The sequence below is a fragment of the Paracoccus marinaquae genome, assembly GCF_018860165.1.
GTDB lineage: Bacteria > Pseudomonadota > Alphaproteobacteria > Rhodobacterales > Rhodobacteraceae > Paracoccus > Paracoccus marinaquae.
In genome coordinates this window covers 32,529-58,882 of record NZ_JAHKNG010000019.1, presented here as the reverse complement: position 1 = coordinate 58,882, position 26,354 = coordinate 32,529, and the positions used below count along the sequence as shown (strand labels likewise).

Below are 26,354 nucleotides of genomic sequence, written 5' to 3'. Positions count from 1 at the left end.
TATATATGGCAATTCCGGAAAGATCACGCCATTCAGTCATGCGGCGGAAGGGGACGTGCATGAAACAGCGGCTGAGGCGCCATATCGTGCTGATCGGCATGATGGGGGCGGGCAAGACGGCGGTCGGGTCGGAACTGGCCCGGCGCCTGCGCGTGCCCTTCACCGATGTCGATTCCGAGATCGAGGCCGCCGCCGCTATGACCATCAGCGAGATCTTCGCCCGCGATGGCGAGGCCTTCTTCCGCGACCGCGAGACCCAGGTTCTGGCCCGGGTCCTGGGCGGTCCGCCGGGCGTGGTCTCGACCGGGGGGGGGGCCTGGATGCGTGGCGAGAACCGCGAGCTGATCCGCGCCCACGGGCTGTCGGTCTGGCTGAACTGCGATCTCGAGACGCTGTGGCACCGGGTCCGGCAGCGCAGCACGAGGCCCTTGCTGAAGACCGCCGATCCCAAGGGCACGCTGGCCGCGCTGATCGAGCAGCGCTATCCGGTCTATGCCAGGGCCGATCTGAACTTTCCCGCCCGCCCGGCCGACAGTGTCGAGACCTCGGCCACCCGTCTGATCGAGGCCATTCACGCCGCCGAACCCGAACTGCTGGAGCAGAGATGACCGATCCCGTCACCGTTCACGTTCCCCTGGGCGATCGCGCCTATGATGTCCGCATCGGCGCCGGGCTGATCGACCGCGCGGGCGCAGAGATCGCGCCGCTGCTGCGCCGCCCCCGCGTCGCCATCGTGACCGACGAGACGGTGGCGGGGCTGCATCTGGAGCGGCTCTGCCGGGCGCTGTCGGCCGGGGGGATCGACTCGGAGGCGCTGGCCCTGCCGGCGGGCGAGGCCACCAAGAGCTGGCCGCATCTGACCCGCACGGTGGAATGGCTGTTGCAGCAGAAGGTCGAGCGGCGCGATATCGTCCTGGCCTTCGGCGGCGGCGTGATCGGCGATCTGGTGGGGTTTGCGGCGGCCATCCTGCGGCGCGGCGTGCGTTTCGTGCAGATCCCCACGACCCTTCTGGCGCAGGTGGACAGCAGCGTCGGCGGCAAGACCGGCATCAACAGCGCGCATGGCAAGAATCTGATCGGCGCCTTCCACCAGCCGGCGCTGGTGCTGGCCGATATCGCGGTGCTGGACACGCTGCGCCCGCGCGATTTCCTGGCCGGCTATGGCGAGGTGGCGAAATACGGGCTTCTGGGAGATGCCGGGTTCTTCGCCTGGCTTGAGGAAAATGCACCGAAGCTGCGCGATGACATGGCACTGCGCCAGCAGGCGGTGGCGCATTCCGTGGCGATGAAGGCCGGGATCGTGACCCGCGACGAGACCGAGCAGGGCGAGCGCGCGCTGCTCAATCTGGGCCATACATTCGGCCATGCGCTGGAGGCCGCGACCGGCTATTCCGACCGGCTGCTGCATGGCGAGGGGGTGGCGATCGGCTGCGCGCTGGCCTTCGATCTGTCGGCGCGGATGGGGCTGTGCAGCCAGGAGGCGCCAAGCCGGGTGCTGGAACATCTGCGGCAGATGGGCATGCCGGCGCGGCTGTCGCAGATCCCCGGCGATCTGCCGGACGATGCCGGGCTGATCCAGCTGATGGGGCAGGACAAGAAGGTGGTCGACGGGCAGCTGCGCTTTGTTCTGGCCCGCGGCATCGGCGAGGCTTTCGTCAGCGACGAGGTCGAGGCCGATCAGCTGGCCGCGGTTCTGCGCGACGCGCGCCTGCCCTGATCCCGCCCGCCGCAGGGTTTCCGTCCCGGCCCGCGGAAGCCTCGCCCGCCCCCATCGAGGGGGCGGGCGAGGCTGCGGGGCCATGCGCCCCGCCGCATGCGGCCCGGACGGCCCTGCAAATCCCTCTTTCCGCGCCCCTTGCGCCCTTGTATAGCCCGGCCATGACCGACCTTGACCTGATCCGCAATTTCTCCATCGTGGCCCATATCGACCACGGCAAATCCACGCTGGCCGACCGGCTGATCCAGCTGACCGGCACCGTTGCCGAGCGCGACATGAAGGCGCAGCTGCTGGACAGCATGGATATCGAGCGCGAGCGCGGCATCACCATCAAGGCCAACACCGTCCGCATCGCCTATCCGGCGAAGGACGGGCGCACCTATGTCCTGAACCTGATCGACACGCCGGGCCATGTGGACTTTGCCTATGAGGTCAGCCGGTCCATGCGCGCGGTCGAGGGCAGCCTGCTGGTGGTGGATGCCACGCAGGGGGTCGAGGCGCAGACCCTGGCCAATGTCTATCAGGCCATCGACGCCGATCACGACATTGTCCCTGTCCTGAACAAGATCGACCTGCCGGCGGCCGAGCCCGAGCGGGTGAAATCCCAGATAGAGGATGTCATCGGCATCGATGCCAGCGGCGCGGTCGAGATCAGCGCCAAGACCGGCCTCGGCATCCCCGAGGTGCTGGAGGCCATCGTCCAGCGCCTGCCCGCGCCCAGGGGCGACCGCGACGCGGCGCTGAAGGCGATGCTGGTCGATTCCTGGTACGACTCCTATCTGGGCGTCGTCGTCATGATCCGGGTGATGGATGGCGTGATCCGCAGGGGCGATCAGGTCAAGATGATGCAGACCGGCGCCACCTATCGCCTCGACAAGCTGGCCGTGCTGACGCCCGCCATGAAGGATATCGACGAGCTTGGCCCCGGCGAGATCGGCGTCTTCACCGCCTCGATCAAGCAGGTCCGCGACACCCGCGTCGGCGACACCATCACCCACGAAAGGAAGCCCGCCGCCGCCGCGCTGCCCGGCTTCAAACCCGCGCAGCCGGTGGTCTTCTGCGGCCTCTTCCCGGTCGATGCCAACGATTTCGAGGCGCTGCGCGACGCGATCGAGAAACTGGCCCTGAACGACGCCAGCTTCAGCTATGAGATGGAAACCTCGGCCGCGCTTGGCTTCGGCTTCCGCTGCGGCTTCCTCGGCCTTCTGCATCTCGAGGTGATCCGCGACCGGCTGGAACGCGAATACGATCTGGATCTGATCACCACCGCGCCTTCGGTGGTGTTCCGGCTGCACATGCGCGACGGCGAGGTGCGCGACCTGCACAACCCCGCCGACATGCCCGACCTGACCCATGTCGATCATATCGAGGAGCCGCGCATCAAGGCCACGATCATGGTCCCCGACGAATACCTGGGCGACGTGCTGAAACTGTGCCAGGACCGGCGCGGCATCCAGCTGGACCTGACCTATGCCGGGTCGCGCGCCATGGTCGTCTATGACCTGCCGCTGGCCGAGGTGGTGTTCGACTTCTACGACCGGCTGAAATCGGTGACCAAGGGTTATGCCTCGTTCGACTATCAGATCAGCGAATACCGCGAGGATTTTCTGGTCAAGATGTCGATCCTCGTGAATGACGAACCCGTGGACGCGCTGTCGATCATGGTCCACCGCGACCGCGCCGAGGCGCGTGGCCGGGTCATGGTCGAAAAGCTGAAGGAACTGATCCCGCGGCACATGTTCAAGATCCCGATCCAGGCGGCCATCGGGTCCCGCGTCATCGCCCGCGAAACGCTGTCGGCGATGCGCAAGGACGTGACCGCCAAATGCTATGGCGGGGACGCCACGCGGAAGAAAAAGCTGCTGGAGAAGCAGAAGGCCGGTAAGAAGAAGATGCGCCAGTTTGGGAAGGTCGAGATTCCGCAGACGGCCTTCATTCAGGCACTGAAGATGGAGTGAGAGCTTTTGGTGGAAATTCTGAATCGTCCACCAAAACGCCTGTATCGGTATAGATCCGCTCGCACCGGATACTTTCTAGAAGAGCTGGCGCAAGCGGTTAAGAGGAATATATATTTTTCAACCTATAGTAGTATGAATGATCCGTTTGAGGCGCAACCACAGTGCGTCGACAGTAAGCTGGTCGATATAAAAAAACTTGTTGAATATGTGCGAGCGTTCGAGGGAAAAATACCCTCCTTACTGGAACGGCGGTTGATCTTTCGGGACGTAATAACAAGCGGCGCAAGGCCGCTTACAATAAAAGATTTAGGTCTTCTGTTAACGCCGCTCGTGAACTAAAGAAAACCACCAGAAAGCTGTTCCATGAGATCAGGAACAAGCATAGTCTGATCTGCCTTTCAGAGGTATCAGATTCATTATTGATGTGGGCACATTATGCCGGCGCGCACGAAGGCGTTGTAATGGTATATGAATTTGACGATTCTGCTATTCAGAGAGGGGATTTTCTAAACCCAGTTCGGGTGCGATATGCAGAAGAGAGGCCGTTAATTGCAGAAACTGATATATTGAGGTTTGGTTCTCGTCTGTCTGTAATTAAGGATTCCGAGGTTTCTGATCGTGTCTTTAAATCGATTTGGCTTACGAAGTCAGTGGAGTGGTCGTATGAAAGAGAGTGGAGGATTATTAATCATCGTGCCAGCGGTTACGTGAGGGTGGAAAGCTTGAAGCCAGTCGAAATTATATGTGGTTGCGGGATTGCGAAAGATCTTAGAGAAAAAATCATTTCGACAGTTTCCGATACGATTTCTGTAAAGCAAGTTATACTGGATAAGGAACGGTTTGCCCTCAAGTTATCGGGGATTTCTACATAAAAGGGACGGGTTCAACACCGCCGTGCGGTCGTTGCCCGATATCGACTACACGCGACGACATGACGGCGAAACGACATGGCGGGGAAGCCACGCAGAAGAGGGGGCCGGGGACGCGGAAGTCCGGCGGCACTTTACGCCGGCGCGGGAAGATAGAGGTCCGGCAGACGGTGTTCTCTCAGGCGTCGACGACGGGCGCGCAAGGTATCCTGCCGGCCACACTGACGGGAAAATGCAACAGGTCCCGGGCAGGGCGCCTAAAACTCTTTCAATACATCGCACATAATTGGAATCCTGCACAGAGTATAAAAGCTGAGGATCGTAGCAAAACTGGGGAGAGCCAGAGGTGTTTTCGCACGAGCACAGCAAGGAACATGCGACCGACGTCAACTACATGCCGCCACTATTCGAGGCGATACCCCTGGGTATTCAGCATGTGCTGGCGATGTTCGTCGCCAACGTCACCCCACCATTGATCATCGCCAACGCCATCGACGCACCGCCCGAGATGACGGTCTTTCTGGTGCAGGCGGCGATGTTCGTCGCCGGTCTCGCCACATTGGTGCAGACGCTGGGCCTCGGCCCCGTCGGCGCCAAGGTACCCATCGTCATGGGCACCAGCTTCAGCTTCGTCCCGGTCCTGATCCCGATCGCGCAGAACAGCGGCCTGCCCGCCGCGATGGGGGCCTGTTTCGCCGGCGGTCTGGCGATGGCCCTGGTGGGTTACTTCATCCGCCATGTGCGTTTCCTGTTTCCCCCGGTCGTGACCGGCACCTTCGTGCTGCTGACCGGGATCATTCTGCTGCCGGTCGGGTTCGCCTATGCCGGCGGCGGCTTCGGCGCCGCGGATTTCGGTGACGCGCGGCATCTGTGGCTGGCCTTTCTGGTCCTGGTCGTGACCCTCGGCGTGAACCAGTTCTTCAAGGGCTTCATGTCCGAGATGGGGATCCTCGCGGGCATCATCGTGGGCTATCTGGTGGCGCTTCCGATGGGGCTGATCAGTTTTTCGGGCGTCGCGCAGGCCGATTGGGCCGCACTGCCCAGGCCCTTCGCGATCGGTCTGGAATTCGTTCCGGTGGCGATCATCAGCGTGGTCGTCATGTCGCTTGTGACCACGGCGGAATCCATCGGTGACATCGCCGGCACCGTCATCGGCGGCGCCAACCGCGAGCCGACCTCGAAGGAACTGTCCGGGGGCGTGATGGCTGACGGTCTGTGCAGCAGCTTTGCCGCCATCTTCAACGCCTTCCCGCAGATCAGCTTCAGCCAGAATGTGGGCCTTGTCGCGCTGACCGGCGTCGCCAGCCGCTATGTCGTCGCCATCGGCGGCGCGTTCCTGGTCTTTGCCGGCCTGTTCCCGAAAGTCGGCGCCATCGTGACGACCATTCCGAGCGCGGTGCTGGGTGGCGCCGTCATCATCATGTTCGGCATGATCGCCTCGGCCGGGATCAAGATGCTGTCGCTGGTCGATCTGAACAAGCGCAACATGGTCGTCGCCGGCGTGTCGATTGCGGTCGCCCTCGGTCTGAAGGCGCAGCCGGATCTGTATGCGGGTGCCTCGGAAGGGGTCAGGGCGATGCTGGATTCGGGCCTGATCGCCGGTGCGGTCGTCGCCATCGTGCTGAACCTGGTCCTTCCGGGGCGCGAGCGGGAACTGCACGATGAGGTCGTGCCGTCGCAGCCGGCCGAATAGGAACCGCACAGAAGAACCGGGCGCCCCGCCTTCACAGAAGGCTGGGCGCCTGCCTTTTCAGTTTGGGCCAGAGTGACGCTCAGAGGCCGGTTGCCGCCAGGACGCGGGTGATGACCGGGGCGAGGCGGCCGGCCCATTCGATCTGGCCGGCTTCGGAGGCGATCAGGTCGTTGCGGATCTCGATCAGCATGTTGGGGCGTCCCTGGGCCAGCGCATGGCGGTCGATCGAATCCCCGTCCAGATGGCCGGCATAGGGCTGGTTGTCACCGGTCACCCATCCTTCATCGCGGCAGGCCTGAACCATCGCCGGGCCGAGGCGGGCATCCTTGTGCGAATAGAGGATGCCGACCTGCCAGGGCCGGGGCGGGCGCCCGCGCAACTGCGGGGTAAAGCTGTGTACCGCGCAGAGACAGCAGGCCGGACGCTGCGAGGCCAGGTGTTCCAGCGCCGCGTGATAGGGACGGTAGAGGCGTTCAAGGCGGCGCTGACGCTCGGCCGGGCCTGCCTGCCGGTTGGCCGGAATCACGGTGCCGTCATAAAGCCGCATCAGCAGGGTCGGATCATCCTCGCCACGGTTCGGATCGATCACCAGCCGCGAGAAATCGGACAGGATCGCGGCCGCATCCAGCCGCCGCGCCAGATGCTCGGCAAGCCCCGCGGCACCGATGTCATAGGCGATGTGGCGGGACATGTCCGCCGCCGCGATGCCCAGATCGCCGCCATTGACCCAGTGGGGCACCCGGTTAGTTGCGTGATCGCAGGTGATCAGCCAGCGCGACGGCCGCTTTTCGCCGGCGATCCGGAAGGCGCGCTCATTCATGTCCCTGTCATCCTTCATGTCGCAGTCTGTCTATGTCAGAGATGCGCCAGAGGCCAGTTGCCGCGGGCGGGCGCTTGTGGCATTGATAGCGCTAAACCATGGGTGGCCGGGGCGCGGCCGGGACGAGGGGACGAGAGAATGAGACGACATCGCAATGTGAAGATCGTGGCGACGCTGGGGCCGGCCTCCGGCAGCAAGGAGATGATCCGCGCCCTGTTCGAGGCCGGGGCCGATGTCTTTCGCCTGAACATGAGCCATGGCAGCCATGACGACCACCGCGCCCGCCATGCCGAGATCCGCGAGATCGAGGCCGAAACCGGCCGTCCGATCGCGATCCTGGCCGATCTTCAGGGGCCCAAGCTGCGTGTGGGCCAGTTCGGCTCGGGCCCGCAGGAACTGGCGGTGGGCGATCGGTTCCGCTTCGACCTCGATTCCGCCCCGGGCGATACCCGGCGGGTGCAGTTGCCCCATCCCGAGATCTTCGAGGCGCTGACCGAGGGCAGCGAACTGCTGGTCAATGACGGCAAGATCCGCCTGCGGGTGGACCGCTGCGGCCACGATTTCGCCGATTGCACGGTGACGGTGGCCGGCACCATCAGCGACCGCAAGGGCGTGAACGTGCCCGATGTGGTGCTGCCGCTGGCGGCGCTGTCGGCGAAGGACCGCGACGATCTGGAATTCGCCTGCGAACTGGGCGTCGACTGGCTGGCCCTGTCCTTCGTGCAGCGTCCCGAGGATGTCGAGGAGGCCATTGCCCTGGCGCAGGGTCGGGCGGCCGTCCTGTCGAAGATCGAGAAGCCCGCCGCCGTGCGCGCCTTCGATCAGATTCTGGCGGTCTCTGACGGGATCATGGTCGCACGCGGCGATCTGGGGGTCGAACTGCCGGTGCATTCGGTGCCGCCGATCCAGAAACGGCTGGTGCGCCTGTGCCGTGCGGCGGCCAAGCCAGTGATCGTCGCCACCCAGATGCTGGAATCGATGATTGAGAGCCCGATGCCGACCCGGGCCGAGGTCAGCGACGTGGCCAATGCGATCTATGAGGGCGCCGATGCCGTGATGCTGTCGGCCGAGAGTGCGGCCGGTTCCTACCCGGTCGAGGCGGTGACGACGATGGACAGCGTCGCCCGCTCGGTCGAGGCCGACCCGAACTATCGCACCATCATCGAGGCGTCCCGCGTCGCCAAGCTGCACAGTGTGGCCGATGCCATCGTCACCGCCGCGCGCGAGATCGTCGAGACGACGGATGTCGCCGCCATCTGCGCCTTCAGCCAGTCCGGCAAGACGGTCAGCCTGGTGGCGCGCGAACGTCCCAGGGTTCCGGTCATCGCGCTCAGCCCGCTCGAGCCGGTGCTGCGGCGCATGACGCTGACCTGGGGGACGCATTGTGTCGTCACCCCGCGGCTGCACCGGTTCAAGGAGGCGGTGGTCAACGGGACCCGCGCCGCCCGCGATTTCGGCTTTGCCGACGAGACCCGGCAGGTGGTGGTCATGGCCGGTGTGCCCTTCAACGTGCCCGGAACGACCAATATCCTGCGCATCGCCCCTTGCGACGAGCGGTTGATTTACGCGACCGATCCGGAATAAAACCCTGCAGGCAAACGAAAAGCAGGTGCTCCCATGATCGACTTTCTGCTGCTGGGCGGCGTGGCGCTGTGCGTGCTCTCGCTGATCTATGCCGTGGTCCAGCTGCTGCAGGCGCAGCCGCCGCGCGCGGCGATGATCACGCTGATCCTGGGCATCGTGGCGATCTTCGCCGCCGCCTATCTGCAGCCCGAACCGTTCAAGCTGCAGGATATCGGCGCCGCCTGGGACCGCGTTGCATCCGGGGCGCCCGCGCCCGCGCCCTGACCCCTTGCCAATCCCCGCGCGCCCGCTTATATGGCGCGCTTCCTACCCGCGCGGCCGGCCGGAATGGCATTGCCGAGTCGCGCGTTCACTCTGAACGAAGGAGATGAAAATGCCGAAGATGAAGACCAAGTCGGCCGCCAAGAAGCGGTTCTCGATGACGGCCTCGGGCAAGGTGAAATCCTCCCAGGCCGGCAAGCGCCACGGCATGATCAAGCGCACCACGAAGTTCATTCGTGACGCGCGCGGCACCACCGTCCTGTCGGACGCGGATGCCAAGATCGTCAAGAAATACATGCCCTATAACCGCTGATCTTGGAGGACTGACACATGGCACGAGTTAAATCCGGCAAGGTCACCCACGCCCGTCACAAGAAGGTGCTGGACCAGGCCAAGGGCTATTACGGCGCCCGGTCGCGCAATTTCCGCACCGCCACGCAGGCCGTCGACAAGGCCAACCAGTACGCCACCCGCGACCGCAAGAACCGCAAGCGCAATTTCCGCGCCCTGTGGATCCAGCGGATCAACGCCGCGGTGCGCGCGGTCGATGCCGAAATGACCTATTCGCGTTTCATCAACCTGCTGGCGAAGGCCGGCATCGAGGTTGACCGCAAGGTTCTGGCCGATCTGGCCGTGAACGAACCCGAAGCCTTCGGCGCCATCGTCGAGAAGGCCAAGGCTGCCGCCTGACACCGGGCGACAGGCATGGACGGAAAAAGGCTCGCCCCGGCGGGCCTTTTTGCTGTCTGGAGGTCGTCTGACCCGGCGCATCACCGGGGGCATGGGGGTGCCACTGGCCGATGGACGCCCAGTCGGGTAGAATATTCCCTTCAACATGACCGGGCGAGGCCGATTTCCGTGCCGTTCCGCCCTGGTCGCAGCGAAGGGAATGCCGATGCCCGAAACAGCAGGCGGTCCCATTCAGGACATTGCGCGCGCCCTGCGCGAGATGGCCCGGTCTGCCGCAGGCTCTGGCGCCGATTCCTTCCAGTTGCGCCGGATCCTGCGTTTCGTCGGCGAGGTCGTGCAGGTCGTCGATCAGTGTTTCGAGCCGGTCTATGCGCTGCTGATCGACATTGCCTATCTGACGAATGAGGATCTGGCCCGTGACCGCCCGCTGCAACTGCGCAAGGAACTGGACCTGATCCTCGCCAAGAGCCATTTCCGCGACGCGGCCGAGATCTGTTCGCGCCTGCGCCATCTGGAAGCCATGTATGCCGAGACGATCGAGCCGATCGTCGTCGAACAGGGTATCGCGACCGGCCCCTGGGCCGAGGTGTTCGTGCTGCTGAACGAATACGAGGGCGAGATCATCCTGCGCGTTCATACCTGCGTCAACGAGGTTGGCGATATGCTGGAGGGGGTGGAGCCTGCGCGGCTGGACGATCTGCGCCGGGCCGCCCGCGCGCAGGCGATGGCGCTGCGGGCCGACCTCGAACAGATGCACGACCTGAACGCGCGCATCCTCGGCCTGTCGGGGCATGCCGGGCTGATGGAGATCACCACGACCGAGGCCGACAACCGCCAGCAGATCCTGTTCGCCGAGACCGTGGACCAGCGCTATGTCGATCAACGAAGGGGGAATTTCATGGGTGATACATTCGCGAATATCAACAACGCGACCATCGTGAACCGCTCACATGTCGAGAACGCGATGATCGCGGCCGGCAATATCGGCGGTCCCGAGGCGTCGGAGGCCCTGATGCAGGTGGCCGAGGCTGTCGCCGCCTCGGGCAATGCCGAGGCGGGCGAATTGCTGGATCAGTTCAACGCGGAACTGGCCAGCCCCGAGCCGCGCAAATCATTGCTGCGGCGGTCCTGGGATGGGCTGGTCGGGATTCTGCCCGAGCTGGCCACCATCGCTGGCGCAAGCGCGACCATATCGAAGCTGTTCGCCTGATCCGGGGGCCGATGAACGGCCCCGGCACCGCGCCTATCCGTCAGTGCGGGAAGGCGCCTTGCCCTGACGCCGCATGCCGCCGTGCCGCAGCCACCTGACGCAGCGAGGTCAGGAAGGCGGTGATTCCGGCCTCGGTGGTCTTCTGGACGGTGTCACGAAGCCATGCTTCGGACAGCCGGCCCGCCGGGGTCAGCAGCAGGGTCAGCCGGCCCGCCTCGGCCCGCTGTTCGGGTGACAGGGGCAGCTTCGCCGCCTCGGCCAGCAGCAACAGCCACAGATGCAGTTGCCGCGCCCGCTGAAACGCCTGCATCATCCGTTCGGTCAGGTCCGGATGGTCGCGCCAGGACCGGCCGCCAAAGACCTCCTGCGTCACCCGCTGGCCCGCGCCGTGGCAGCTGTAGCGCACACAGCCGGGAAAGCCCGCAGCCGTCCGCCGGTCGTGGATGCGACAGTTTCCGTCATCGGACAGGTTCCGGCAGGGCAGGCCGGCAGGCTTGTGATAGGCGAAGGACGGCCCCTTGTCGAAGGCATGCGCGATGCAGCACAGCGCCGCACAGCGCGAACAGTCGTCGCTCAGCATCTTTGCGGTCATTGCCCGTCCGCGCGTCCCTTGTTCCGTCCAGGGGCGCCTTTGCGGCGTCGGGACGGCATTGTCAATCGACCGCCGCCCCTTGCCATGCGCTGCCGCGTGCTTTCGTCAGAAGCTGAACGGAGCCGCGTCGCCGGCATCGCCGCCCCAGGCGACGACCGGGACCACCGCATCGGCACCGCCCGCCATGCCGGGCGAATCGCCGGGCATGCCCGGCACCGCAAGCCCGGTGATCCTGGGCCGGTCCGACAGCAGCTTGCGGATCGCGGCGAAGGGCACATGACCCTCGATCACATAGCCTGCGACGGTGGCGGTATGGCACGACCAAAGCGCCTCGGGGACCGCCTGGGCGGACTTCATGCCGTCGTAATCATCAGTGTCGGTCACCGTCACCTCGAAGCCCGTCTGGCGGGCCAGATCCACCCAGGCGCCGCAGCAGCCGCAGGTCGGGGTCTTGACGACATGCATCGCCGGGGCGTCGGTCGCGGCCCGGGCCGCCATCGGGCCAAGCACGGCCAGCATTGCGGTTGCGCCCAGAAAATGGCGGCGGTTCAGAGTTGTGTGGTTCATCTGGTATCTCCTTGAACTGTTCGTCAGGACGGGGCAGGGCCCCGGCGTGGTGCGATCAGCCCGCCCGCGGCGGTGGAGATGGAACCTCGGCGGCCCGCGACATCAGGCCGACGCCGTCCGGCGCCGGGGCGGGGCGCCGCGGCGGATCGGCAGCCGGGATGAAGGCCGCACGCTGCGTCAGCACCGGCGCACAGACGGCGCAGGGATGGGCGGCGGCGCCCGCCTCGCCCTCGGGACAGCAGGGATGCCCGGTCTGGATGCCTTCGGAAACCTGATGGGTGACTGTCGGACCGCCTGCCTTGACCACGACCGATGCCGCCCCGAGCGAGGCGATCGAGACCGCAAGGGCCGTCAGCAGGATCAGGATCAGCCGCATGCCCGGCCGGCTCCTCCGTCAAAACACGTCCGGGGCGCAGAATGCGTGGATGCCGCCGCTGAATCAACTGACAGGTGGATGCCGCCGCTGAATCAACTGACAGATCGTCACATGGCCGCGAGTCCGGGACGGATTGAGGCGGCGCCCGGTGCCGGCTATCCTTGCGGCATGAGCATGGCCGAGCCTGTCAAGGTGCCGCTGGCCATCCGGCCGACGGGCATTCTGGAAACCGTGACGATCGCCCGGCGCAACCTGCTGGGGATCATCCCCGGGCTGGCGCTGCGCCAGCCGATCATCTCGGGCCGGACCGGGATCCGCTGGCACATGGTCATGGATCCCGAAAGCCTGCGCCATATCCTCAAGGACCGGGTCGAGGACTATCCGAAATCGGTCGCCACCAAGCTGATCCTGAAGCCGGCGGTGGGCGAAAGCCTGTTCGTGGCCGAGGGCGCGCATTGGCGCTGGCAGCGCCGGGCGCTGGCGCCGGCATTCGCGCATCGCCATGTCACCGCCCTCGGCCCGGTGATGACGGCCGCCGCCGAGGCTGCCAGCAGCAGGCTGGCCGCGGCCCGCGGGCCGGTGGACCTGTTCGAGGAAACGGTGGCGGCGACCTTCGAGGTCATTTCGGATGTCACCCTGTCGGGCGATGCGGCCTTCGACCGGGCGGCGGTGCATCACGCGATCGACGGCTATATCGCCCAGACCGCCCGGGTCTCGCTGATGGACGTGCTGGGTCTGCCGGCATGGCTGCCGCGCCCGGGCCGGATTTTCGCGGGCGGCGATCTCAGGCGGGTGAAGCGGATCGCGGATCAGGCCATCGCCGCCCGCGCCAGCCATCCGCGCGCCGGCGCACCCGATCTGCTGGACCTGCTGCTGGACGCCGAGGATCCCGAGACCCGGCGCCGGATGACGCGCGACGAATTGCGCGACAATCTGCTGACCTTCATCGTCGCCGGCCACGAGACGACGGCGCTGACGCTTGCCTGGGCGCTCTATCTCTGCGCCTTCGATCCGGCCGTGCAGGAGCGTGCGGCCGCCGAGGCGCGGGCAGCCCTTGGCGACCGGGCAGCCACTGCCGCCGATCTTGGTGCCCTGTCCTTCACCGGCCGGATTGTCAACGAGGCCCTGCGTCTCTACCCTCCGGCGGCCTTCCTGTCGCGCACTGCCCGGGCGCATGACCGGCTGTGCGGGCGCGAGGTGCGGCCCGGCGACACGGTGATGCTGCCGATCTATGCGCTGCACCGCCACCATCTGCTGTGGGACCGCCCCGACGCCTTTGACCCCGACCGCTTTGTGACTGCACCCGACCGCTTTGCCTTCCTGCCCTTCGGCGCCGGCCCCCGGATCTGCATCGGCGCAAGCTTCGCCCTGCAGGAGGCGGTGATCATCCTGGCCACCCTGCTGGCCCGCTTTCGTTTCGAGCCGCTGCCCGACCGCCAACCCGAGCCGCGGATGATCCTGACCCTGCGGCCGCACGGGGGCGTCTGGCTGCGGGTGTTCCGGCGCGATCCATCCGCCGGCGCAGGGAACGGCCCTGCGGCCGGCTGACCTGCAGGGATGATGTCACCGCGTCAGGCCGGGCAAGGGGCGTCCATCCCGGCGCGGCGGTGTTCCAGTTGCCGCCCGGACAGCGCTGCCAAGCCTGTTCCGACCCAGGATCAGACGTCCAGTTCCTCGACGAAACGCGCGTTTTCCTGGATGTATTCGAAGCGCAGTTCCGGCTTCTTGCCCATCAGCCGCTCGACCAGATCGCCGGTTTCGCCGCCGTCCTCGTCGTCGATGCTGACCCGGATCAGCTTGCGCGTCTTCGGGTTCATCGTCGTGTCCTTCAGGTCCTTGGCGTCCATCTCGCCCAGGCCCTTGAAGCGCTGCACGTCGATCCTGCCCTTGCCGCCCAGACCCTTGGCCAGCATCCGCTCCTTCTCGGCATCGTCGGCGACATAGATGCGATGCGCGCCCTGCGTCAGCCGGTAAAGCGGCGGGCAGGCCAGATACAGGTGCCCCTTGTCGATCAGCGGCCGCATCTGGGTGAAGAAGAAGGTCATCAGCAGGCTGGCGATATGGGCGCCGTCCACATCGGCATCGGTCATGATGATGACCTTGTCATAGCGCAGATCGTCCACGTTGAAACGGCTGCCCATGCCGACGCCAAGCGCCTGACAGAGATCGTTGATCTCCTGGTTCGAGCCCAGCTTCGATGAGGCCGCACCCAGCACGTTCAGGATCTTTCCGCGCAGCGGCAGCAGCGCCTGATTGGTGCGGTCGCGCGCCATCTTGGCCGAACCGCCCGCCGAGTCGCCCTCGACGATGAACAGTTCCGTGCCGTCGCGGTTGGTGGCCGAGCAATCGACCAGCTTGCCGGGCAGGCGCAGCTTCTTGGTCGCGGATTTGCGGGCGGTTTCCTTTTCCTGCCGGCGGCGCAGTCGTTCCTCGGCGCGCAGGACGAGAAAATCGAGGATCGCGCCCGCGGATTTCGTATCCGCCGCCAGCCAGGTGTCGAAATGGTCGCGCACGGCCCCCTCGACCAGCCGCGCAGCCTCGGTCGTGGCCAGCCGGTCCTTGGTCTGGCCGACGAATTCCGGCTCGCGGATGAAGCAGCTGACCAGCGCGCAGCCGCCGGTCAGCAGATCCTCGCGGGTGATCTGGGCGGCCTTCTTGTTGCTGACCCGCTCGCCATAGGCGCGCACGCCCTTGAGGATCGCAGCCCAGAACCCGGCCTCATGCGTGCCGCCCTCGGGCGTGGGCACCGTGTTGCAATAGGACTGGATGAAGCCGTCACGCGAGGGCGTCCAGTTGATCGCCCAATCGACCTTGCCCGGGGTGTTGAAGCGCTTGAAATCGACGCTGCCGGCGAAGGGGCGGTCGGCATAGGTGGTGGTGCCGTTCAGCGTCTCGGACAGGTAATCGGCCAGCCCGCCGGGAAAATGGAACGTGGCCTCAAGCGGCGTCTCGCCGTCGTCGATGTCCGATTTCCAGCGGATCTCGACGCCCGAGAACAGATAGGCCTTTGATTTCACCATCTTCAGCAGCCGGGCGGGCCGGAAACGGTGATGGCCGAAGATCTGTTCATCGGCATGGAAGGTGACGGTGGTGCCGCGCCGGTTGGGGGCGGCGCCGATCTTCACCACCGGGCCTTCGGGGATCCCGCGCGAGAAACGCTGCTCGAACAGTTCCTTGTTGCGGGCGACCTGCACGACCATGCTGTCGGACAGCGCGTTCACCACCGAGGCGCCGACGCCATGCAGCCCGCCCGAGGTCTGGTAGGCATCGCCCGAGAACTTGCCGCCGGCATGAAGCGTGCAGAGGATCACCTCCAGCGCCGACTTGCCGGGGAATTTCGGATGCGGGTCGATGGGGATGCCGCGCCCGTTGTCGCGGATCACCACGCTGAAATCGGCCTGCAGCTCGACCTCGATCCGGCTGGCATGTCCGGCCACCGCCTCGTCCATCGAGTTGTCGAGGATCTCGGCGACCAGATGGTGCAGCGCCCGTTCATCGGTGCCGCCGATATACATGCCGGGGCGCTTGCGGACCGGCTCCAGCCCTTCCAGCACCTCGATGGAGGCGGCGGAATAGCTGTCCGCATGGACATCTGCGGCGGAAAGGAGGTCGTCGGCCATCGGGCGCTGCTCGTTTGTCTTGTCGTGCTTCGGCGGACTATCTCATGTCAGGGGGGCACGGCGCAAGTGATGGTGGAGGGTTTTATCCCCGCCGCAAGGGATAGCGGTCAGCGGGGATCGCGCAGCCAATCCGCCAAATCGCCGTCTTCGATCTTGCCCTGGGCGAGTGCGATGATTTTCTGGCCGATTATATCCTCGGGCACGCCTGGTTCCCGCGCTCCGTTCATGTCCAGCACGATCAGCATGACGCGATAGGCGGTTCGCTTGTTGGCGTCGTTGAAGCAATGTCCTTGCGCGACGGCCTTCGCACAGGCTGCGGCCAGCGCAAATACATCGTCGATCATGCCGAAGGCCAGCCGGTTTTCGACCCGGGCCAGCGCACCTTCCAGCGATTTGTCCAGCGCCGTGCCGGTCAACTCGCCCGGATTCAGAACGGCATCGTGAATGATCTCGACCATTTCGGCCGAGGGCAACAACCATTCGGACACGGCTTACTTGTCGCGCAGATAGTCGAGGACAGGCTGCGCGCGTTCCTGCGTCCGCTCAAGCGAGGCCATTACCTCTTCCCGAGTCGCGTAACGATGTTGCCCCTTATCCGTCGCCTCTTCCGGCACCAGATAACCGACCAGTTGCGAATTCTTCAGGATCGCCACCGGCTTGCCACCCGAACGTTCCAGAACCTTATGCGGTTCGCGCAGTTCGGTCATGGTGCAGATATGATTGGTCAGCAGGCGCGTCATGGTATCGTCCTTTCAGATACCAATAATATCGCACTTTGGAATATGCATTTCAATGTCTATTCCGGCTCGGCCAGCCGCGCCTCCCACATCCTGCGGAAGGCCGGGCGGGCCTGGCAATCCTCCAGCCAGGCGCGCAGCGTCGGGAATCGGTCCATCAGGGGCGCGTAGGGCTGGGCATAGCGCAGCACCTCGGCCATGTTGAGGTCCGCGACGGTGAAGCGCCCGCCGACCATGTGGCCCTGGGCCGACAGATGCGCCTCGACCACCGCCAGCGGCCGCAGCAGCCGTTCGGCGGCGGTGCTGACGGCGGCGGCGTCGCTGCCGTTCAGGGTCTTGCCCGGATTGTGCAGGAACAGGATGGTCAGGGCGTCGGCCTCGATGGCGCAGGTGGCATAAAAGCTCCATTGCAGCATCAGCGCGTCCTCGGCGCTGTCGGCCGGACCGAAGGGCTGGCCATGCTTGCGCGCCAGATACAGCGTGCAGGCCATCGATTCGCTCAGCACCAGCCCGTCATCCTCGATCACCGGGATGGCGCCGGCGGGCGACAGTTTCAGGAAAGCCGGCGAGCGCGTGTTCAGGGGCGCGTCGGGGGCATCCGGGGCCGGCAGGCGATAGGCCTGGATCACCGGAACCTGCCGGAAGGGCAGGCCGATCTCGTGGCACAGCCAGATGATGCGCGAGGCGCGCGAGCGGGTGACGCCGTGAATGGTCAGCATGGCGGGGTCCTTACCAACATGTCCTGTCCTGCAGGCGGGCAGGTTAGCGGCCGCGCGTGACGAGGAAAAGCCGGTTGATCGCAAAGCCCCGGCCGGGCCGCTGCGACAACCTGTCGGAGTTCATGAATTCGTGCTATGGAATATAGCCGCGCCATCGCTTGATACAGGTCAAAGCGGTTTCCCGACCCCAGCCCTAAAGCAAGGGTGCGAAACAGGAGCGATTTCCATGTCCACACCTCAGCTGGACCCGCCCAGCCTTTATGCCGCGCGCGAGCCGATCTTCCCCAAGCGCGTCAAGGGCCGGTTCCGGAACCTGAAATGGATCGTCATGGCGATCACGCTGGCGATCTATTACGTCACGCCCTGGATTCGCTGGGATCGCGGCCCGAACATGCCCGATCAGGCAGTGCTGGTCGATCTGGCGAACCGGCGCTTCTTCTTCTTCTGGATCGAGATCTGGCCGCAGGAGTTCTATTTCGTTGCGGGTCTGCTGATCATGGCGGGGCTGGGGCTGTTCCTGTTCACCTCGGCCCTGGGGCGGGTCTGGTGCGGCTATGCCTGCCCGCAGACGGTCTGGACCGATCTTTTCATTCTTGTCGAGCGCTGGATCGAGGGTGACCGCAACAACCGCATCCGCCTGCACCGGCAGGAATGGAACGGCCAGAAGATCCGGCTGCGGCTGGTCAAGTTCACCGTCTGGCTGCTGATCGCCCTGGGCACCGGCGGGGCCTGGGTGTTCTATTTCACCGACGCGCCGACGCTGATGCGCGATCTTGTGACCGGGCAGGCGCATCCGGTCGCCTATACGACCATCGCGGTCCTGACCGCCACGACCTTCCTCTTCGGCGGCTTCGCGCGCGAGCAGATCTGCATCTATGCCTGTCCCTGGCCGCGCATCCAGGCCGCGATGATGGACGAGGACACCCTGACCGTTGCCTATCGCGACTGGCGGGGCGAGCCGCGCGGTGCTGCGCGCAAGGGTGCCGATGCTGCGGCGCATGGCGATTGTATCGACTGCATGGCCTGCGTGAATGTCTGCCCGATGGGTATCGACATCCGCGACGGCCAGCAGCTGGAATGCATCACCTGCGCGCTGTGCATCGATGCCTGCGACGAGATCATGGACCGGGTCGGCAAGCCGCGCGGGCTGATCGACTACATGGCGCTGAAGGACGAGACGGCCGAACGCGCCGGCGCCGCACCCAAGCCGCTGACGAAGCATATCCTGCGGCCGCGCACGATCCTATATTTCACCCTCTGGTCGGGGATCGGCGTGGCGCTGGTGGTGGCGCTGTTCATGCGCTCGCCCGTCGATCTGAACGTCTCGCCGGTGCGCAACCCGCTGTTCGTGACCATGTCCGACGGCGCCATCCGCAACACCTACGAGGTCCGGCTGCGCAACAAGCGGCACGAGAACCGGGACTATGCCTTCACCGTCTCCGGGGCGGATGCCGGGGATTTGGTCTTGGCGATCGAGGGGGTCGAGGGCAATATCGTCGAGGTCCCCGCCGACGAGACGCTGAGCGCGCGGCTGTATCTGACCGCCCCGGCCGGATCACCGCTGACCGGCCTGCAGAGCAGCGGCGTCGATCTTGCCGTCGAGGACCGCTCGGGCGAGGGCAGCGCCTCGGTCGGGACGGTGTTCCATGGGAGGAACTGACGGAATGCGACGCGAACTGACCGGCCGGCATGTGCTGGCGATCACGCTGGCCGCCTTTGGGGTGATCATCGCCGTCAACCTGGTCATGGCGTTCATGGCGGTGGGAACCTTCCCGGGGCTGGAGGTGAAGAATTCCTATGTCGCCTCGCAAGGCTTCGACAGGGAACGGGCCGCTCAGGACGCGCTTGGCTGGACGGTCACGCCGAATTACGACGGCCGGGAACTGACCCTGTCGGTGACCGATGACGAGGGCCTTCCGGCACCGGTCGAAAGCCTTGCCGCGACGATCGGCCGGCCGACGCATGAACGCGCCGATCTGAGCCCGGATTTCACCTTCGAGGGCGGGCTGTTCCGCGCCCCGCTGGTGCTCGAGCCCGGGATCTGGAACATCCATGTCACTGCCACCGCCCCGGACGGGACCGAGTTCCGGCAGCGGCTGGATCATTATGCCGGCTCGGTGGTGAAGTGACATGACGGATGTCGGCCTTGCCCGGATCAGTGCCTGTCCTGCCTGCGATGCGGCGCCCCTCGCCGAACGTCTGGCCGATCCCGCGGCCCATGCGGCGCAGGCCGATGGCACGCTGATCCTGTCGCTGCCCACGGCGCATTGCGCCACCTGCATCTCGGATGTGGAGCGCGCCCTGATCGGGCTGCCCGGGGTGCGTTCGGCGCGCGTGAACCTGACGCTGCGGCGGGTGACGGTCGATGCGCCGGGACTGGGCGCCGATGACCTGATCCCGGTCCTGGGCCGGATCGGCTATGAGGCGCATGAACTGGACCCCGAGGCACTGAGCGCCACCGCCGCCGACCGGCAGGGCCGCGACCTGCTGATGCGGATCGGCGTCGCGGGCTTTGCGATGATGAACATCATGATCCTGTCGGTCGCGGTCTGGTCGGGGGCCGAGGCCGCGACCCGCGACCTGTTCCACTGGATCAGCGCCGCCATCGCCCTGCCGACCATCGCCTTCGCCGGCCAGCCCTTCTTTTCCAGCGCCTATGCGGCGCTGAAGGCGCGGCGGCTGGGCATGGATGTGCCGATCTCGCTGGCGCTGATCCTGGCGACCGCGATCTCGCTGTTCGAGACCAGCGCCTCGGGCGAGCATGCCTATTTCGACGCGGCGGTGATGCTGTGCTTCTTCCTGCTGGTCGGCCGCTACCTCGACCATCGCACCCGCGCCATCGCGCGATCCGCCGCGGCCGAACTGACCGCGCTCGAGGTGCCGCGCGCCACGCGGCTGCGGGATGGCGCCGAAGAGGTGGTGCCGGTCGCCAGCCTGCGCCCGGGCGACCTGATCCGCATCCGCCCCGGCAACCGCGTGCCCGCCGATGGCGAGATCACCGAAGGCCGCAGCGAGATCGACCGCGCCCTGCTGACCGGCGAGACGCTGCCCGTGGCCGCGGCGCCGGGGCTGATGCTGTCGGCGGGCGAAGTGAACCTGACCGGGCCGCTGACCCTGCGGGTGACGGCGGCGGGGCGCGACAGTTCGCTGGCGCGCCTGACCGCGCTGGTCGAGGCGGCCGAGGCGGCGCGCGGGCGCTATACCTCGCTGGCTGAGCGGGCCTCGCGCGGATATGCGCCGGTCGTGCATCTGCTGGCGCTGGCCAGTTTCTCGGGCTGGCTCTGGGCGACGGGCGATCTGCGCCTTGCGGTCAATATCGCCGCGGCGGTGCTGATCATCACCTGTCCCTGCGCCCTCGGGCTGGCGGTGCCGGCGGTGGCGACCGCGGCATCCGGGCGGCTGTTCCGGCGCGGACTGCTGATCAAGGACGGCACCGCGCTGGAACGGCTGGCGCAGGTCGATACCGTGGTTTTCGACAAGACTGGAACCCTGACCATGGAGCAGCCGCGGCTGGTCTCGGCCGAGGGGCTGCCCGTGGAACTGCGCCTGGTGGCGCTGGCCCTGGCCGAGGGATCGGCCCATCCCCTGTCGCGGGCGCTGGCGGCGGCGCTGGCCGGGGAAGCCCCGGCGCCGCTGCAGGACCAGCAGGAGCATCCGGGCTATGGCGTCTCTGCCCGCTGGCAGGGGCGCGAGGTCCGGTTGGGCCGCGCCGACTGGCTGGGGGTGCGCGACGATGAGGCCGGCCGGGCCGGCAGCGCCACCTGGCTTTCGGTCGGGGAGAAGGCACCGATCCGGCTGGATTTCACCGACCGGCTGCGCCCCGGCGCCGAGGATTGCGTGGCCGCCCTGCATGCCGATGGCAAGCGGGTGATCCTGCTGTCGGGCGATCGTCCCGCCGCCGTCGCCGATCTGGCCGCGCGTCTGGGCATCGCCGAATACCGCGCCGGCGTGGACCCGCTTGGCAAGGCGGCGGCGGTCGAGGCGCTGGCCGGCGAGGGGGCGCATGTACTGATGGTCGGTGACGGGCTGAACGACACGGCGGCGCTGGCCCGCGCCCATGCCTCGATCTCGCCGGCTTCGGCGCTGGACGCGGCGCGGGTGGCCAGCGACATGGTGCTGACCGGGCAGGACCTGTCGCCGGTGGCCGATGCGCTGGTCACCGCGCGCCGTGCCACCGCCCGCATCCGCGAGAATTTCGCGATCTCGATCCTCTACAACATCGTCGCCGTCCCGGTGGCCATGGCCGGCCTTGCGACGCCGCTGATCGCGGCCCTCGCCATGTCGGTCAGTTCGATCACGGTGACGCTGAACGCGCTGCGCCTGCGCCGCTGAAGGGAACGGACATGGAAATCCTCACGATCCTCATTCCGGTTTCTCTGGGCCTTGGGGCCCTGGGGCTGGTGGCGTTCGTCTGGGCGCTGCGCTCGCGGCAGTTCGAGGATCCCAAGGGCGATGCCGAGCGGATCCTCAGCGATGAATGGGACGATCATCCGCGCCCGGACTGAGCCATGCCCGCGCTGTCGGGGTGATCGCAATCCGGTCCGGCATTCGGGACGCCCGGTCGATAGGAAACGGGGCGGGTCCTTGCGGTCCCGCCCCGTTCTGGTCGGTTTCCGAAGATGCGGTTCTCAGGGGCCGGTGACCGTGCAGGTCTGGGCGCGCGCCTGCAGCCGCTCGCAGGCAAGCTGCGCATCGGCCCTGGTGAGGTTGACGAAATTCGCCTCGAAGCCGCGCTTGGTATCGGCGACATGGCGTTGCGCGCCGCCAAGCACCGTGCCGTCCTGCAGCGCGGTCCGCAGCAGCAGCTTGTTCGCCTCGACCTGCGAGCGATAGAGCCCCAGCGACACGCCCCAGTTGCGGCCGCTGCCGCCCGGTCGCGACACGATCTCCAGCGCCTCGGGGTTCGAGATATCGCCTTCGCCCATCGCGGCGAGGATCACGGTGTCTGAGCGCGGCTTCGGCGCGGGCGAGGCCAGCAGGGACAGCGATCCGGTATTGGCCTCGGCAACCGCCGCCGCGATGGCATCGGCGCTGTCAGTGCCGGCTTGCGCGACGGAGGCGGTGCTGGCCTGCCCGGCACGGGAACGTGGCGCGGGCAGCGGGCGCGACGAGGCCGCCAGCACCGGCGCCGCGAGGCTGGCCGACTGCGCGGCCGGTGCGATCGTTTCCACGGCGCTGGCGATGGCCTGTTCGACCGCGCCGCCACGGGCCGCTGGGCGCAGGCTCGGCCGCGCGCTTGAGGTCAGTCGCAGCGCGCTGGCCGAAAGCGGCGCCGCCTGGGCCTGCCGGACCGCGTCGGCCAGCGGATCGCGCGGGTTGGCGGCAGATGCCACGGCGGCGGTCGAGGCGCGCTGCGCCCGCGTGGGCGGCTCGGACGCGGCCAGAACCAGCGTCTTCGGTTGTGTCGCCGCCGGCGTCGGCTCGACCTTGGCGCGCCGCACCACCTTCTGTGCCAGAAGCTGCGGCGGTTCCGGGCGCACCTCGCGGGCGCGGCTGGGCACGCGGCTGAAGCCCGCATCCAGAAGCTGCGCCATGACCTGGTTGCGCTGCGCGGTCGAGGTGCCGCCGAAAACGGTGGCGACCAGCCGCTTCCGACCCCGCTGGGCCGAGGCGGTCAGGTTGAAGCCCGCCGCGCGGGTATAGCCGGTCTTGATGCCGTCGGCGCCCGGATAGTTGTCCAGAAACCGCTTGTTGGTCGAGGAAACCTTGGCGATGCCGGCATCCGCCTCGCGGCGCGAGAACAGGTTGTAATATTGCGGGAAATCATAGAACAGGCGGCGCCCTAGGATGGTCATGTCATGGGCCGTCGAATAGTGCCCGTCCTGTGTCAGCCCGTTCGCGTTGCGGAACTGCGTGTTGCGCATGCCCAGTGCCCGCGCCATGGCGGTCATCTGCTGGGCAAAGGCAGGCTCGGATCCCGCCAGCCCCTCGCCGATCGCGGTTGCGGCGTCGTTGGCCGACTTGATCGCCGCCGCCCGGATCAGATAGCGCAGCTCGATGCTTTGCCCGGCGCGCAGGCCCAGCTTCGAGGGCGGCTCGGCCGCGGCATTGGACGAGATCGGGAACCTCGAATCCAGCCGGACCTGCCCCCGCTCGATGGCCGTGAAGGCCATGTAGAGTGTCATCATCTTGGTCAGCGAAGCAGGATGCAGCTTGGTATCCGCATTCTGCTTGTAGATCGGCTGGCCGGTTCGCGCGTCCATCACATAGGCGGCGAAGGGGGCAGCCGACAGGCCTGCGGGCGCCAGAGCGGCCAACAGGATAAACGCCCACAGCCGGGCTGTCTGGGAAAATCGGGTCACTGTCGCGGTCTCTCTGCCTCGTGCGGGCGCATCATTTATCGCGCACCCGTCCTTAATAAGTGGATAATAGCACGGGACGTTTTCGCATGTAACCGGGCATTTGACTTATTTCACCGCGCTGACCGCGATCTTCGGCGGGGCTTTCATCCAGGCAAGAATCGACTATATTTCCGCTTTGCAGCGGTCGCAGGAATTGCGGCACGAACCGTAGTCGCCCGCCCCGGCAGGCCAGGCCCGAGACCCGATGACGCATTGGATGACCGATCACGACAAGCCCGACGAAAAGTCGGATCTGGCCGTAAAGACGCATACCCGGCCGCAGCGTCCACCGATGTACAAGGTGTTGATGCTGAACGACGACTTCACGCCCATGGAGTTTGTCGTGCATGTGCTCGAGCGGCTGTTCGGCATGTCGCATGCGCAGGCGATCGAGATCATGCTGACCGTGCACCGCAAGGGCGTCGCGGTGGTCGGGGTCTTTTCGCACGAGGTCGCCGAAACCAAGGTCGCGCAGGTGATGGAACTTGCGCGGCGCCAGCAGCATCCGCTGCAATGCACCATGGAAAAAGAGTAGCCCCGTGTCCGCATCGAGACTAGCGCTGGCCTTCCCCGACGGCCAGCCCGAGGGCCGTCTTCTGATCGTCGGTGCGCTTGCGGGCGATGACCTGCTGCCGCTGGTTCCGGCCATGACGGTGATTCAGCAGGGCCAGTTTCCCGATCACCGCGCCCTCACCGCCCGCGGCTTTCAGGTCGCGCCGAGGGTCGAGGGCGGGTTCGACACGGCGCTGGTCGTGCTGCCGCGCGCCAAGCCCGAGGCGCGGGCACGGATCGCCGATGCCGCGGCGCGGCTGGCGCCGGGGGCGGCGCTGTGGATCGACGGGCAGAAGACCGATGGCGTCGACTCGATGCTGAAGGATCTGCGGAGCCTTGCCCCGATCGATGAGGTGCACAGCAAGGCGCATGGCAAGATCTTCCGCGTCACGCTGCCCGAGGGGGACTGGCTGCCCACGGACTGGGCGGCGCAGGCGCACGAGGCCGCGCCGGGCTTCGTCACCCGTCCCGGGGTGTTCTCGGCCGACGGGATCGATCCCGGCTCGGCCTTGCTGGCGCGGCATCTGCCCGAGCGGCTGCCGGCCCGGATGGTCGATCTGGGCGCGGGCTGGGGCTGGCTGGCGGCGCAGGCCCTGAGCCATCCCGGTGTCGAGGTGATGCATCTGGTCGAGGCCGGTCACGAGGCGCTGGAATCGGCGCGCGAGAACATCACCGATCCGCGCGCGCGCTTTCACTGGGCCGATGCCCGCGATTTCGCGCTGCCCGAACCGGTCAATGGGGTGATCATGAACCCGCCCTTTCATGAGGGGCGCCGGGCCGATCCGAAGCTGGGCGCGGCCTTCATCGCGACCGCGGCACGGCTGCTGACCGGCGCCGGTCGGCTGTGGATGGTCGCCAATCGCCATCTTCCCTACGAAACCGTGCTGGCGGGCCATTTCGCGCAGGTCGCCGAAATCGGCGGCGACAGCCGCTACAAGATCATCGAGGCCAGCGGCGCGGGCCGGGGCGCGATCCGAAAAGGAGGCCGCGGATGAGCCTGTCCATCCAGGGAAAGACCGCCATCGTGACCGGCGCCGGGCGCGGCATCGGCCTGGCCATCGCCCGGCATTTCGTCGAGCGCGACGCGAACGTCATGTTTGCCGGTGCCGACGAGGGGGCGCTGGACGCGGCCCTCGCGGAATGGGGCGACGACCGCTCGCAGGTGCTGAAATTCGCCGGCGACATTTCCGAGAAGCTGGCGATGGCCAACATGATCTCCGCCACGCTTGATGCATTCGAGAGGATCGACATCCTCGTCAACGCGCATCGCTTCGTGAAGGATTCCGATCCGCTGGATACCGACCCCGGCGTTCTGGAAGAGATGCTGCGCCAGAACATGGTTGCCGGCCTGCGCCTGTCGCAGATGGTCGCCAAGCGGATGATCCGGCAGGCCCAGGGGCAGACCGATCTGGTGCAGGCCGGCGCGATCGTGAACGTCTCGACGCTGGCGGCCTGTCGTCCGGTTCCGGCGATGCTGGGCTATTCCATCGCCTGCGCGGCGCAGGAACAGGCCACGCGCGGGCTGGCGCTGGCGCTGGCGCCGCACAACATCCGGGTCAACGGCGTCAGCTTCAGCAGCGTCATGTCGCACGAGCTGCAATGCGCGCTGAAGGAAGATGCCGGGCTTCGCGACAAGATCATTGCCGGCACGCCGCTTGGCCGGATCGCAGCCGCGGACGAGTTGACCGACACTGTTCACTATCTCGTCAGCGAAGGTGCGCGTTTCGTGACCGGCCAGATCATCACCGTGGATGGCGGGCGCAGCCTTGCCGATCCGGTGGCGGCTCAGGTCCTCTGAGCCGCGCTTGGCGTCGCCGCAGGATTTTCGTATAACTAATTATTATATATATATAATATTTTTATCTCATACATAAACGTCATTGTGGCTGAAATCGGTGCCCCGACTGGGGCGGTGCAGGTCCGCATTGGCCGGGCAGGGCCAGAGGAAGCCCCGGATGCCTCTGAATCAAGGCAGGTTGCCACTGGTCGCGCGGCGCGATAGCGTGGTCGCGGTGTTGTGACGCAGGGGCTGCGTCGGCATCACCTTT

General features: G+C 66.3%; 27 protein-coding genes. 18 read left to right on the top strand and 9 right to left on the bottom strand.

Annotated elements, in window-relative coordinates; all coding sequences use genetic code 11:
* The first annotated feature begins 38 nt into the window (after positions 1–38).
* The 5 genes from KNW02_RS12000 to KNW02_RS11980 all read left to right on the top strand — a co-directional run bounded on the left by KNW02_RS12000 (position 39) and on the right by KNW02_RS11980 (position 6,237).
* Positions 39–608 (top strand): shikimate kinase, encoded by a 570-nt coding sequence (locus KNW02_RS12000; RefSeq protein WP_216033510.1) that lies wholly within the window; start codon positions 39–41, stop codon positions 606–608.
* Positions 605–1,717 carry a 3-dehydroquinate synthase gene (gene aroB, locus KNW02_RS11995; RefSeq protein ID WP_216033509.1) on the top strand — a complete coding sequence of 371 codons (1,113 nt, stop codon included), beginning with the start codon at positions 605–607 and terminating at the stop codon, positions 1,715–1,717. The genes KNW02_RS12000 and aroB overlap by 4 nt, the downstream gene beginning before the upstream one ends.
* A 161-nt stretch (positions 1,718–1,878) precedes the next feature.
* Entirely contained in the window at positions 1,879–3,675 is a 1,797-nt protein-coding gene (lepA, locus tag KNW02_RS11990; protein ID WP_216033508.1) for a translation elongation factor 4, read from the top strand.
* Positions 3,676–4,097: 422 nt separating this feature from the next.
* On the top strand, positions 4,098–4,547 hold the full coding sequence (locus KNW02_RS11985) for a DUF2971 domain-containing protein (protein ID WP_256447716.1): 450 nt from the start codon (positions 4,098–4,100) through the stop codon (positions 4,545–4,547).
* Positions 4,548–4,890: 343 nt separating this feature from the next.
* Positions 4,891–6,237, top strand: a complete 1,347-nt coding sequence (locus KNW02_RS11980) for a uracil-xanthine permease family protein (protein ID WP_216033506.1) — start codon at positions 4,891–4,893, stop codon at positions 6,235–6,237.
* 79 nt (positions 6,238–6,316) lie between these two features.
* Here KNW02_RS11980 and KNW02_RS11975 read toward each other — a convergent pair whose 3' ends face one another.
* Positions 6,317–7,057: an N-formylglutamate amidohydrolase gene (locus tag KNW02_RS11975; protein ID WP_216033505.1), complete on the bottom strand. Its 741-nt coding sequence runs from the start codon at positions 7,055–7,057 to the stop codon at positions 6,317–6,319.
* A gap of 138 nt (positions 7,058–7,195) precedes the next feature.
* On the opposite strand from KNW02_RS11975, the gene pyk reads away from it, so the two are divergent.
* The 5 genes from pyk (at position 7,196) to KNW02_RS11950 (ending at position 10,802) form a co-directional block, all read left to right on the top strand.
* Positions 7,196–8,641: a pyruvate kinase gene (gene pyk, locus KNW02_RS11970; protein WP_216033504.1), complete on the top strand. Its 1,446-nt coding sequence runs from the start codon at positions 7,196–7,198 to the stop codon at positions 8,639–8,641.
* Between the two features lie 33 nt (positions 8,642–8,674).
* On the top strand, positions 8,675–8,905 hold the full coding sequence (locus tag KNW02_RS11965; RefSeq protein ID WP_216033503.1) for a hypothetical protein: 231 nt from the start codon (positions 8,675–8,677) through the stop codon (positions 8,903–8,905).
* Between the two features lie 109 nt (positions 8,906–9,014).
* A complete protein-coding gene (gene rpmI / locus KNW02_RS11960) occupies positions 9,015–9,215 on the top strand; it encodes a 50S ribosomal protein L35 (RefSeq protein WP_216033502.1) in 201 nt (66 codons plus the stop codon).
* Between the two features lie 17 nt (positions 9,216–9,232).
* Positions 9,233–9,592, top strand: coding sequence for a 50S ribosomal protein L20 (gene rplT, locus KNW02_RS11955; protein ID WP_216033501.1), 360 nt, complete (start codon positions 9,233–9,235; stop codon positions 9,590–9,592).
* 205 nt (positions 9,593–9,797) lie between these two features.
* Positions 9,798–10,802 (top strand): hypothetical protein, encoded by a 1,005-nt coding sequence (locus KNW02_RS11950; RefSeq protein ID WP_216033500.1) that lies wholly within the window; start codon positions 9,798–9,800, stop codon positions 10,800–10,802.
* 40 nt (positions 10,803–10,842) lie between these two features.
* Here the strand turns inward: KNW02_RS11950 and KNW02_RS11945 are convergent, their stop codons facing one another.
* The 3 genes from KNW02_RS11945 to KNW02_RS11935 all read right to left on the bottom strand — a co-directional run bounded on the left by KNW02_RS11945 (position 10,843) and on the right by KNW02_RS11935 (position 12,337).
* Positions 10,843–11,394 carry a hypothetical protein gene (locus tag KNW02_RS11945; RefSeq protein WP_216033499.1) on the bottom strand — a complete coding sequence of 184 codons (552 nt, stop codon included), beginning with the start codon at positions 11,392–11,394 and terminating at the stop codon, positions 10,843–10,845.
* A gap of 105 nt (positions 11,395–11,499) precedes the next feature.
* Positions 11,500–11,961, bottom strand: coding sequence for a DUF411 domain-containing protein (locus KNW02_RS11940; protein WP_216033498.1), 462 nt, complete (start codon positions 11,959–11,961; stop codon positions 11,500–11,502).
* 55 nt (positions 11,962–12,016) lie between these two features.
* Complete coding sequence (locus KNW02_RS11935) at positions 12,017–12,337, bottom strand: hypothetical protein (RefSeq protein WP_216033497.1); 321 nt, start codon at positions 12,335–12,337, stop codon at positions 12,017–12,019.
* 168 nt (positions 12,338–12,505) lie between these two features.
* On the opposite strand from KNW02_RS11935, the gene KNW02_RS11930 reads away from it, so the two are divergent.
* Positions 12,506–13,885 (top strand): cytochrome P450, encoded by a 1,380-nt coding sequence (locus KNW02_RS11930; protein ID WP_216033521.1) that lies wholly within the window; start codon positions 12,506–12,508, stop codon positions 13,883–13,885.
* A 110-nt stretch (positions 13,886–13,995) separates the two neighbouring features.
* Here the strand turns inward: KNW02_RS11930 and parE are convergent, their stop codons facing one another.
* From parE to KNW02_RS11910, 4 genes are all read right to left on the bottom strand, one after another.
* On the bottom strand, positions 13,996–15,957 hold the full coding sequence (gene parE / locus KNW02_RS11925) for a DNA topoisomerase IV subunit B (RefSeq protein WP_216033496.1): 1,962 nt from the start codon (positions 15,955–15,957) through the stop codon (positions 13,996–13,998).
* Between the two features lie 107 nt (positions 15,958–16,064).
* A complete protein-coding gene (locus tag KNW02_RS11920; protein ID WP_348524721.1) occupies positions 16,065–16,445 on the bottom strand; it encodes a type II toxin-antitoxin system death-on-curing family toxin in 381 nt (126 codons plus the stop codon).
* Positions 16,446–16,448: 3 nt separating this feature from the next.
* Positions 16,449–16,697, bottom strand: a complete 249-nt coding sequence (locus KNW02_RS11915; protein ID WP_216033495.1) for a hypothetical protein — start codon at positions 16,695–16,697, stop codon at positions 16,449–16,451.
* Positions 16,698–16,753: 56 nt separating this feature from the next.
* Positions 16,754–17,413 carry a glutathione S-transferase family protein gene (locus KNW02_RS11910; protein ID WP_216033494.1) on the bottom strand — a complete coding sequence of 220 codons (660 nt, stop codon included), beginning with the start codon at positions 17,411–17,413 and terminating at the stop codon, positions 16,754–16,756.
* Positions 17,414–17,639: 226 nt separating this feature from the next.
* Here KNW02_RS11910 and ccoG point away from each other — a divergent pair, with 226 nt between their 5' ends.
* The 4 genes from ccoG to ccoS are packed head-to-tail and all read left to right on the top strand — an operon-like array spanning position 17,640 to position 21,918.
* The gene (gene ccoG, locus KNW02_RS11905) at positions 17,640–19,073 is read left to right on the top strand and encodes a cytochrome c oxidase accessory protein CcoG (RefSeq protein ID WP_216033493.1); all 1,434 of its coding nucleotides are present in this window, start codon (positions 17,640–17,642) and stop codon (positions 19,071–19,073) included.
* 4 nt (positions 19,074–19,077) lie between these two features.
* Positions 19,078–19,542 carry a FixH family protein gene (locus tag KNW02_RS11900; protein ID WP_216033492.1) on the top strand — a complete coding sequence of 155 codons (465 nt, stop codon included), beginning with the start codon at positions 19,078–19,080 and terminating at the stop codon, positions 19,540–19,542.
* Position 19,543: 1 nt separating this feature from the next.
* Positions 19,544–21,745: a heavy metal translocating P-type ATPase gene (locus tag KNW02_RS11895; RefSeq protein WP_216033491.1), complete on the top strand. Its 2,202-nt coding sequence runs from the start codon at positions 19,544–19,546 to the stop codon at positions 21,743–21,745.
* Between the two features lie 11 nt (positions 21,746–21,756).
* Positions 21,757–21,918: a cbb3-type cytochrome oxidase assembly protein CcoS gene (ccoS, locus tag KNW02_RS11890; RefSeq protein ID WP_216033490.1), complete on the top strand. Its 162-nt coding sequence runs from the start codon at positions 21,757–21,759 to the stop codon at positions 21,916–21,918.
* 123 nt (positions 21,919–22,041) lie between these two features.
* Here ccoS and KNW02_RS11885 read toward each other — a convergent pair whose 3' ends face one another.
* Positions 22,042–23,715 carry a serine hydrolase gene (locus KNW02_RS11885; RefSeq protein ID WP_348524720.1) on the bottom strand — a complete coding sequence of 558 codons (1,674 nt, stop codon included), beginning with the start codon at positions 23,713–23,715 and terminating at the stop codon, positions 22,042–22,044.
* A gap of 256 nt (positions 23,716–23,971) precedes the next feature.
* On the opposite strand from KNW02_RS11885, the gene clpS reads away from it, so the two are divergent.
* From clpS to KNW02_RS11870, 3 genes are read left to right on the top strand one after another with little or no spacing between them, the layout of a single operon-like run.
* A complete protein-coding gene (gene clpS / locus KNW02_RS11880; RefSeq protein WP_252733766.1) occupies positions 23,972–24,289 on the top strand; it encodes an ATP-dependent Clp protease adapter ClpS in 318 nt (105 codons plus the stop codon).
* Positions 24,290–24,293: 4 nt separating this feature from the next.
* A complete protein-coding gene (locus tag KNW02_RS11875; RefSeq protein ID WP_216033488.1) occupies positions 24,294–25,301 on the top strand; it encodes a class I SAM-dependent methyltransferase in 1,008 nt (335 codons plus the stop codon).
* The gene (locus KNW02_RS11870; protein ID WP_216033487.1) at positions 25,298–26,104 is read left to right on the top strand and encodes an SDR family NAD(P)-dependent oxidoreductase; all 807 of its coding nucleotides are present in this window, start codon (positions 25,298–25,300) and stop codon (positions 26,102–26,104) included. The genes KNW02_RS11875 and KNW02_RS11870 overlap by 4 nt, the downstream gene beginning before the upstream one ends.
* Positions 26,105–26,354 lie beyond the last annotated feature (250 nt).

What these genes read in the sequence shown, in the direction of transcription:
- KNW02_RS11915 (WP_216033495.1), bottom strand. Translation starts at nt 16,697, where the DNA reads ATGACGCGCCTGCTGACCAATCATATCTGCACCATGACCGAACTGCGC.
- ccoG (WP_216033493.1), top strand. Translation starts at nt 17,640, where the DNA reads ATGTCCACACCTCAGCTGGACCCGCCCAGCCTTTATGCCGCGCGCGAG.
- KNW02_RS11935 (WP_216033497.1), bottom strand. Translation starts at nt 12,337, where the DNA reads ATGCGGCTGATCCTGATCCTGCTGACGGCCCTTGCGGTCTCGATCGCC.
- KNW02_RS11975 (WP_216033505.1), bottom strand. Translation starts at nt 7,057, where the DNA reads ATGAATGAGCGCGCCTTCCGGATCGCCGGCGAAAAGCGGCCGTCGCGC.
- KNW02_RS11870 (WP_216033487.1), top strand. Translation starts at nt 25,298, where the DNA reads ATGAGCCTGTCCATCCAGGGAAAGACCGCCATCGTGACCGGCGCCGGG.
- pyk (WP_216033504.1), top strand. Translation starts at nt 7,196, where the DNA reads ATGAGACGACATCGCAATGTGAAGATCGTGGCGACGCTGGGGCCGGCC.
- KNW02_RS11965 (WP_216033503.1), top strand. Translation starts at nt 8,675, where the DNA reads ATGATCGACTTTCTGCTGCTGGGCGGCGTGGCGCTGTGCGTGCTCTCG.
- KNW02_RS11930 (WP_216033521.1), top strand. Translation starts at nt 12,506, where the DNA reads ATGAGCATGGCCGAGCCTGTCAAGGTGCCGCTGGCCATCCGGCCGACG.
- KNW02_RS11900 (WP_216033492.1), top strand. Translation starts at nt 19,078, where the DNA reads ATGCGACGCGAACTGACCGGCCGGCATGTGCTGGCGATCACGCTGGCC.
- parE (WP_216033496.1), bottom strand. Translation starts at nt 15,957, where the DNA reads ATGGCCGACGACCTCCTTTCCGCCGCAGATGTCCATGCGGACAGCTAT.
- KNW02_RS11945 (WP_216033499.1), bottom strand. Translation starts at nt 11,394, where the DNA reads ATGACCGCAAAGATGCTGAGCGACGACTGTTCGCGCTGTGCGGCGCTG.
- KNW02_RS11895 (WP_216033491.1), top strand. Translation starts at nt 19,544, where the DNA reads ATGACGGATGTCGGCCTTGCCCGGATCAGTGCCTGTCCTGCCTGCGAT.
- lepA (WP_216033508.1), top strand. Translation starts at nt 1,879, where the DNA reads ATGACCGACCTTGACCTGATCCGCAATTTCTCCATCGTGGCCCATATC.
- rplT (WP_216033501.1), top strand. Translation starts at nt 9,233, where the DNA reads ATGGCACGAGTTAAATCCGGCAAGGTCACCCACGCCCGTCACAAGAAG.
- rpmI (WP_216033502.1), top strand. Translation starts at nt 9,015, where the DNA reads ATGCCGAAGATGAAGACCAAGTCGGCCGCCAAGAAGCGGTTCTCGATG.
- KNW02_RS11950 (WP_216033500.1), top strand. Translation starts at nt 9,798, where the DNA reads ATGCCCGAAACAGCAGGCGGTCCCATTCAGGACATTGCGCGCGCCCTG.
- clpS (WP_252733766.1), top strand. Translation starts at nt 23,972, where the DNA reads ATGACCGATCACGACAAGCCCGACGAAAAGTCGGATCTGGCCGTAAAG.
- KNW02_RS12000 (WP_216033510.1), top strand. Translation starts at nt 39, where the DNA reads ATGCGGCGGAAGGGGACGTGCATGAAACAGCGGCTGAGGCGCCATATC.
- aroB (WP_216033509.1), top strand. Translation starts at nt 605, where the DNA reads ATGACCGATCCCGTCACCGTTCACGTTCCCCTGGGCGATCGCGCCTAT.
- KNW02_RS11940 (WP_216033498.1), bottom strand. Translation starts at nt 11,961, where the DNA reads ATGAACCACACAACTCTGAACCGCCGCCATTTTCTGGGCGCAACCGCA.
- KNW02_RS11910 (WP_216033494.1), bottom strand. Translation starts at nt 17,413, where the DNA reads ATGCTGACCATTCACGGCGTCACCCGCTCGCGCGCCTCGCGCATCATC.
- KNW02_RS11985 (WP_256447716.1), top strand. Translation starts at nt 4,098, where the DNA reads ATGTGGGCACATTATGCCGGCGCGCACGAAGGCGTTGTAATGGTATAT.
- ccoS (WP_216033490.1), top strand. Translation starts at nt 21,757, where the DNA reads ATGGAAATCCTCACGATCCTCATTCCGGTTTCTCTGGGCCTTGGGGCC.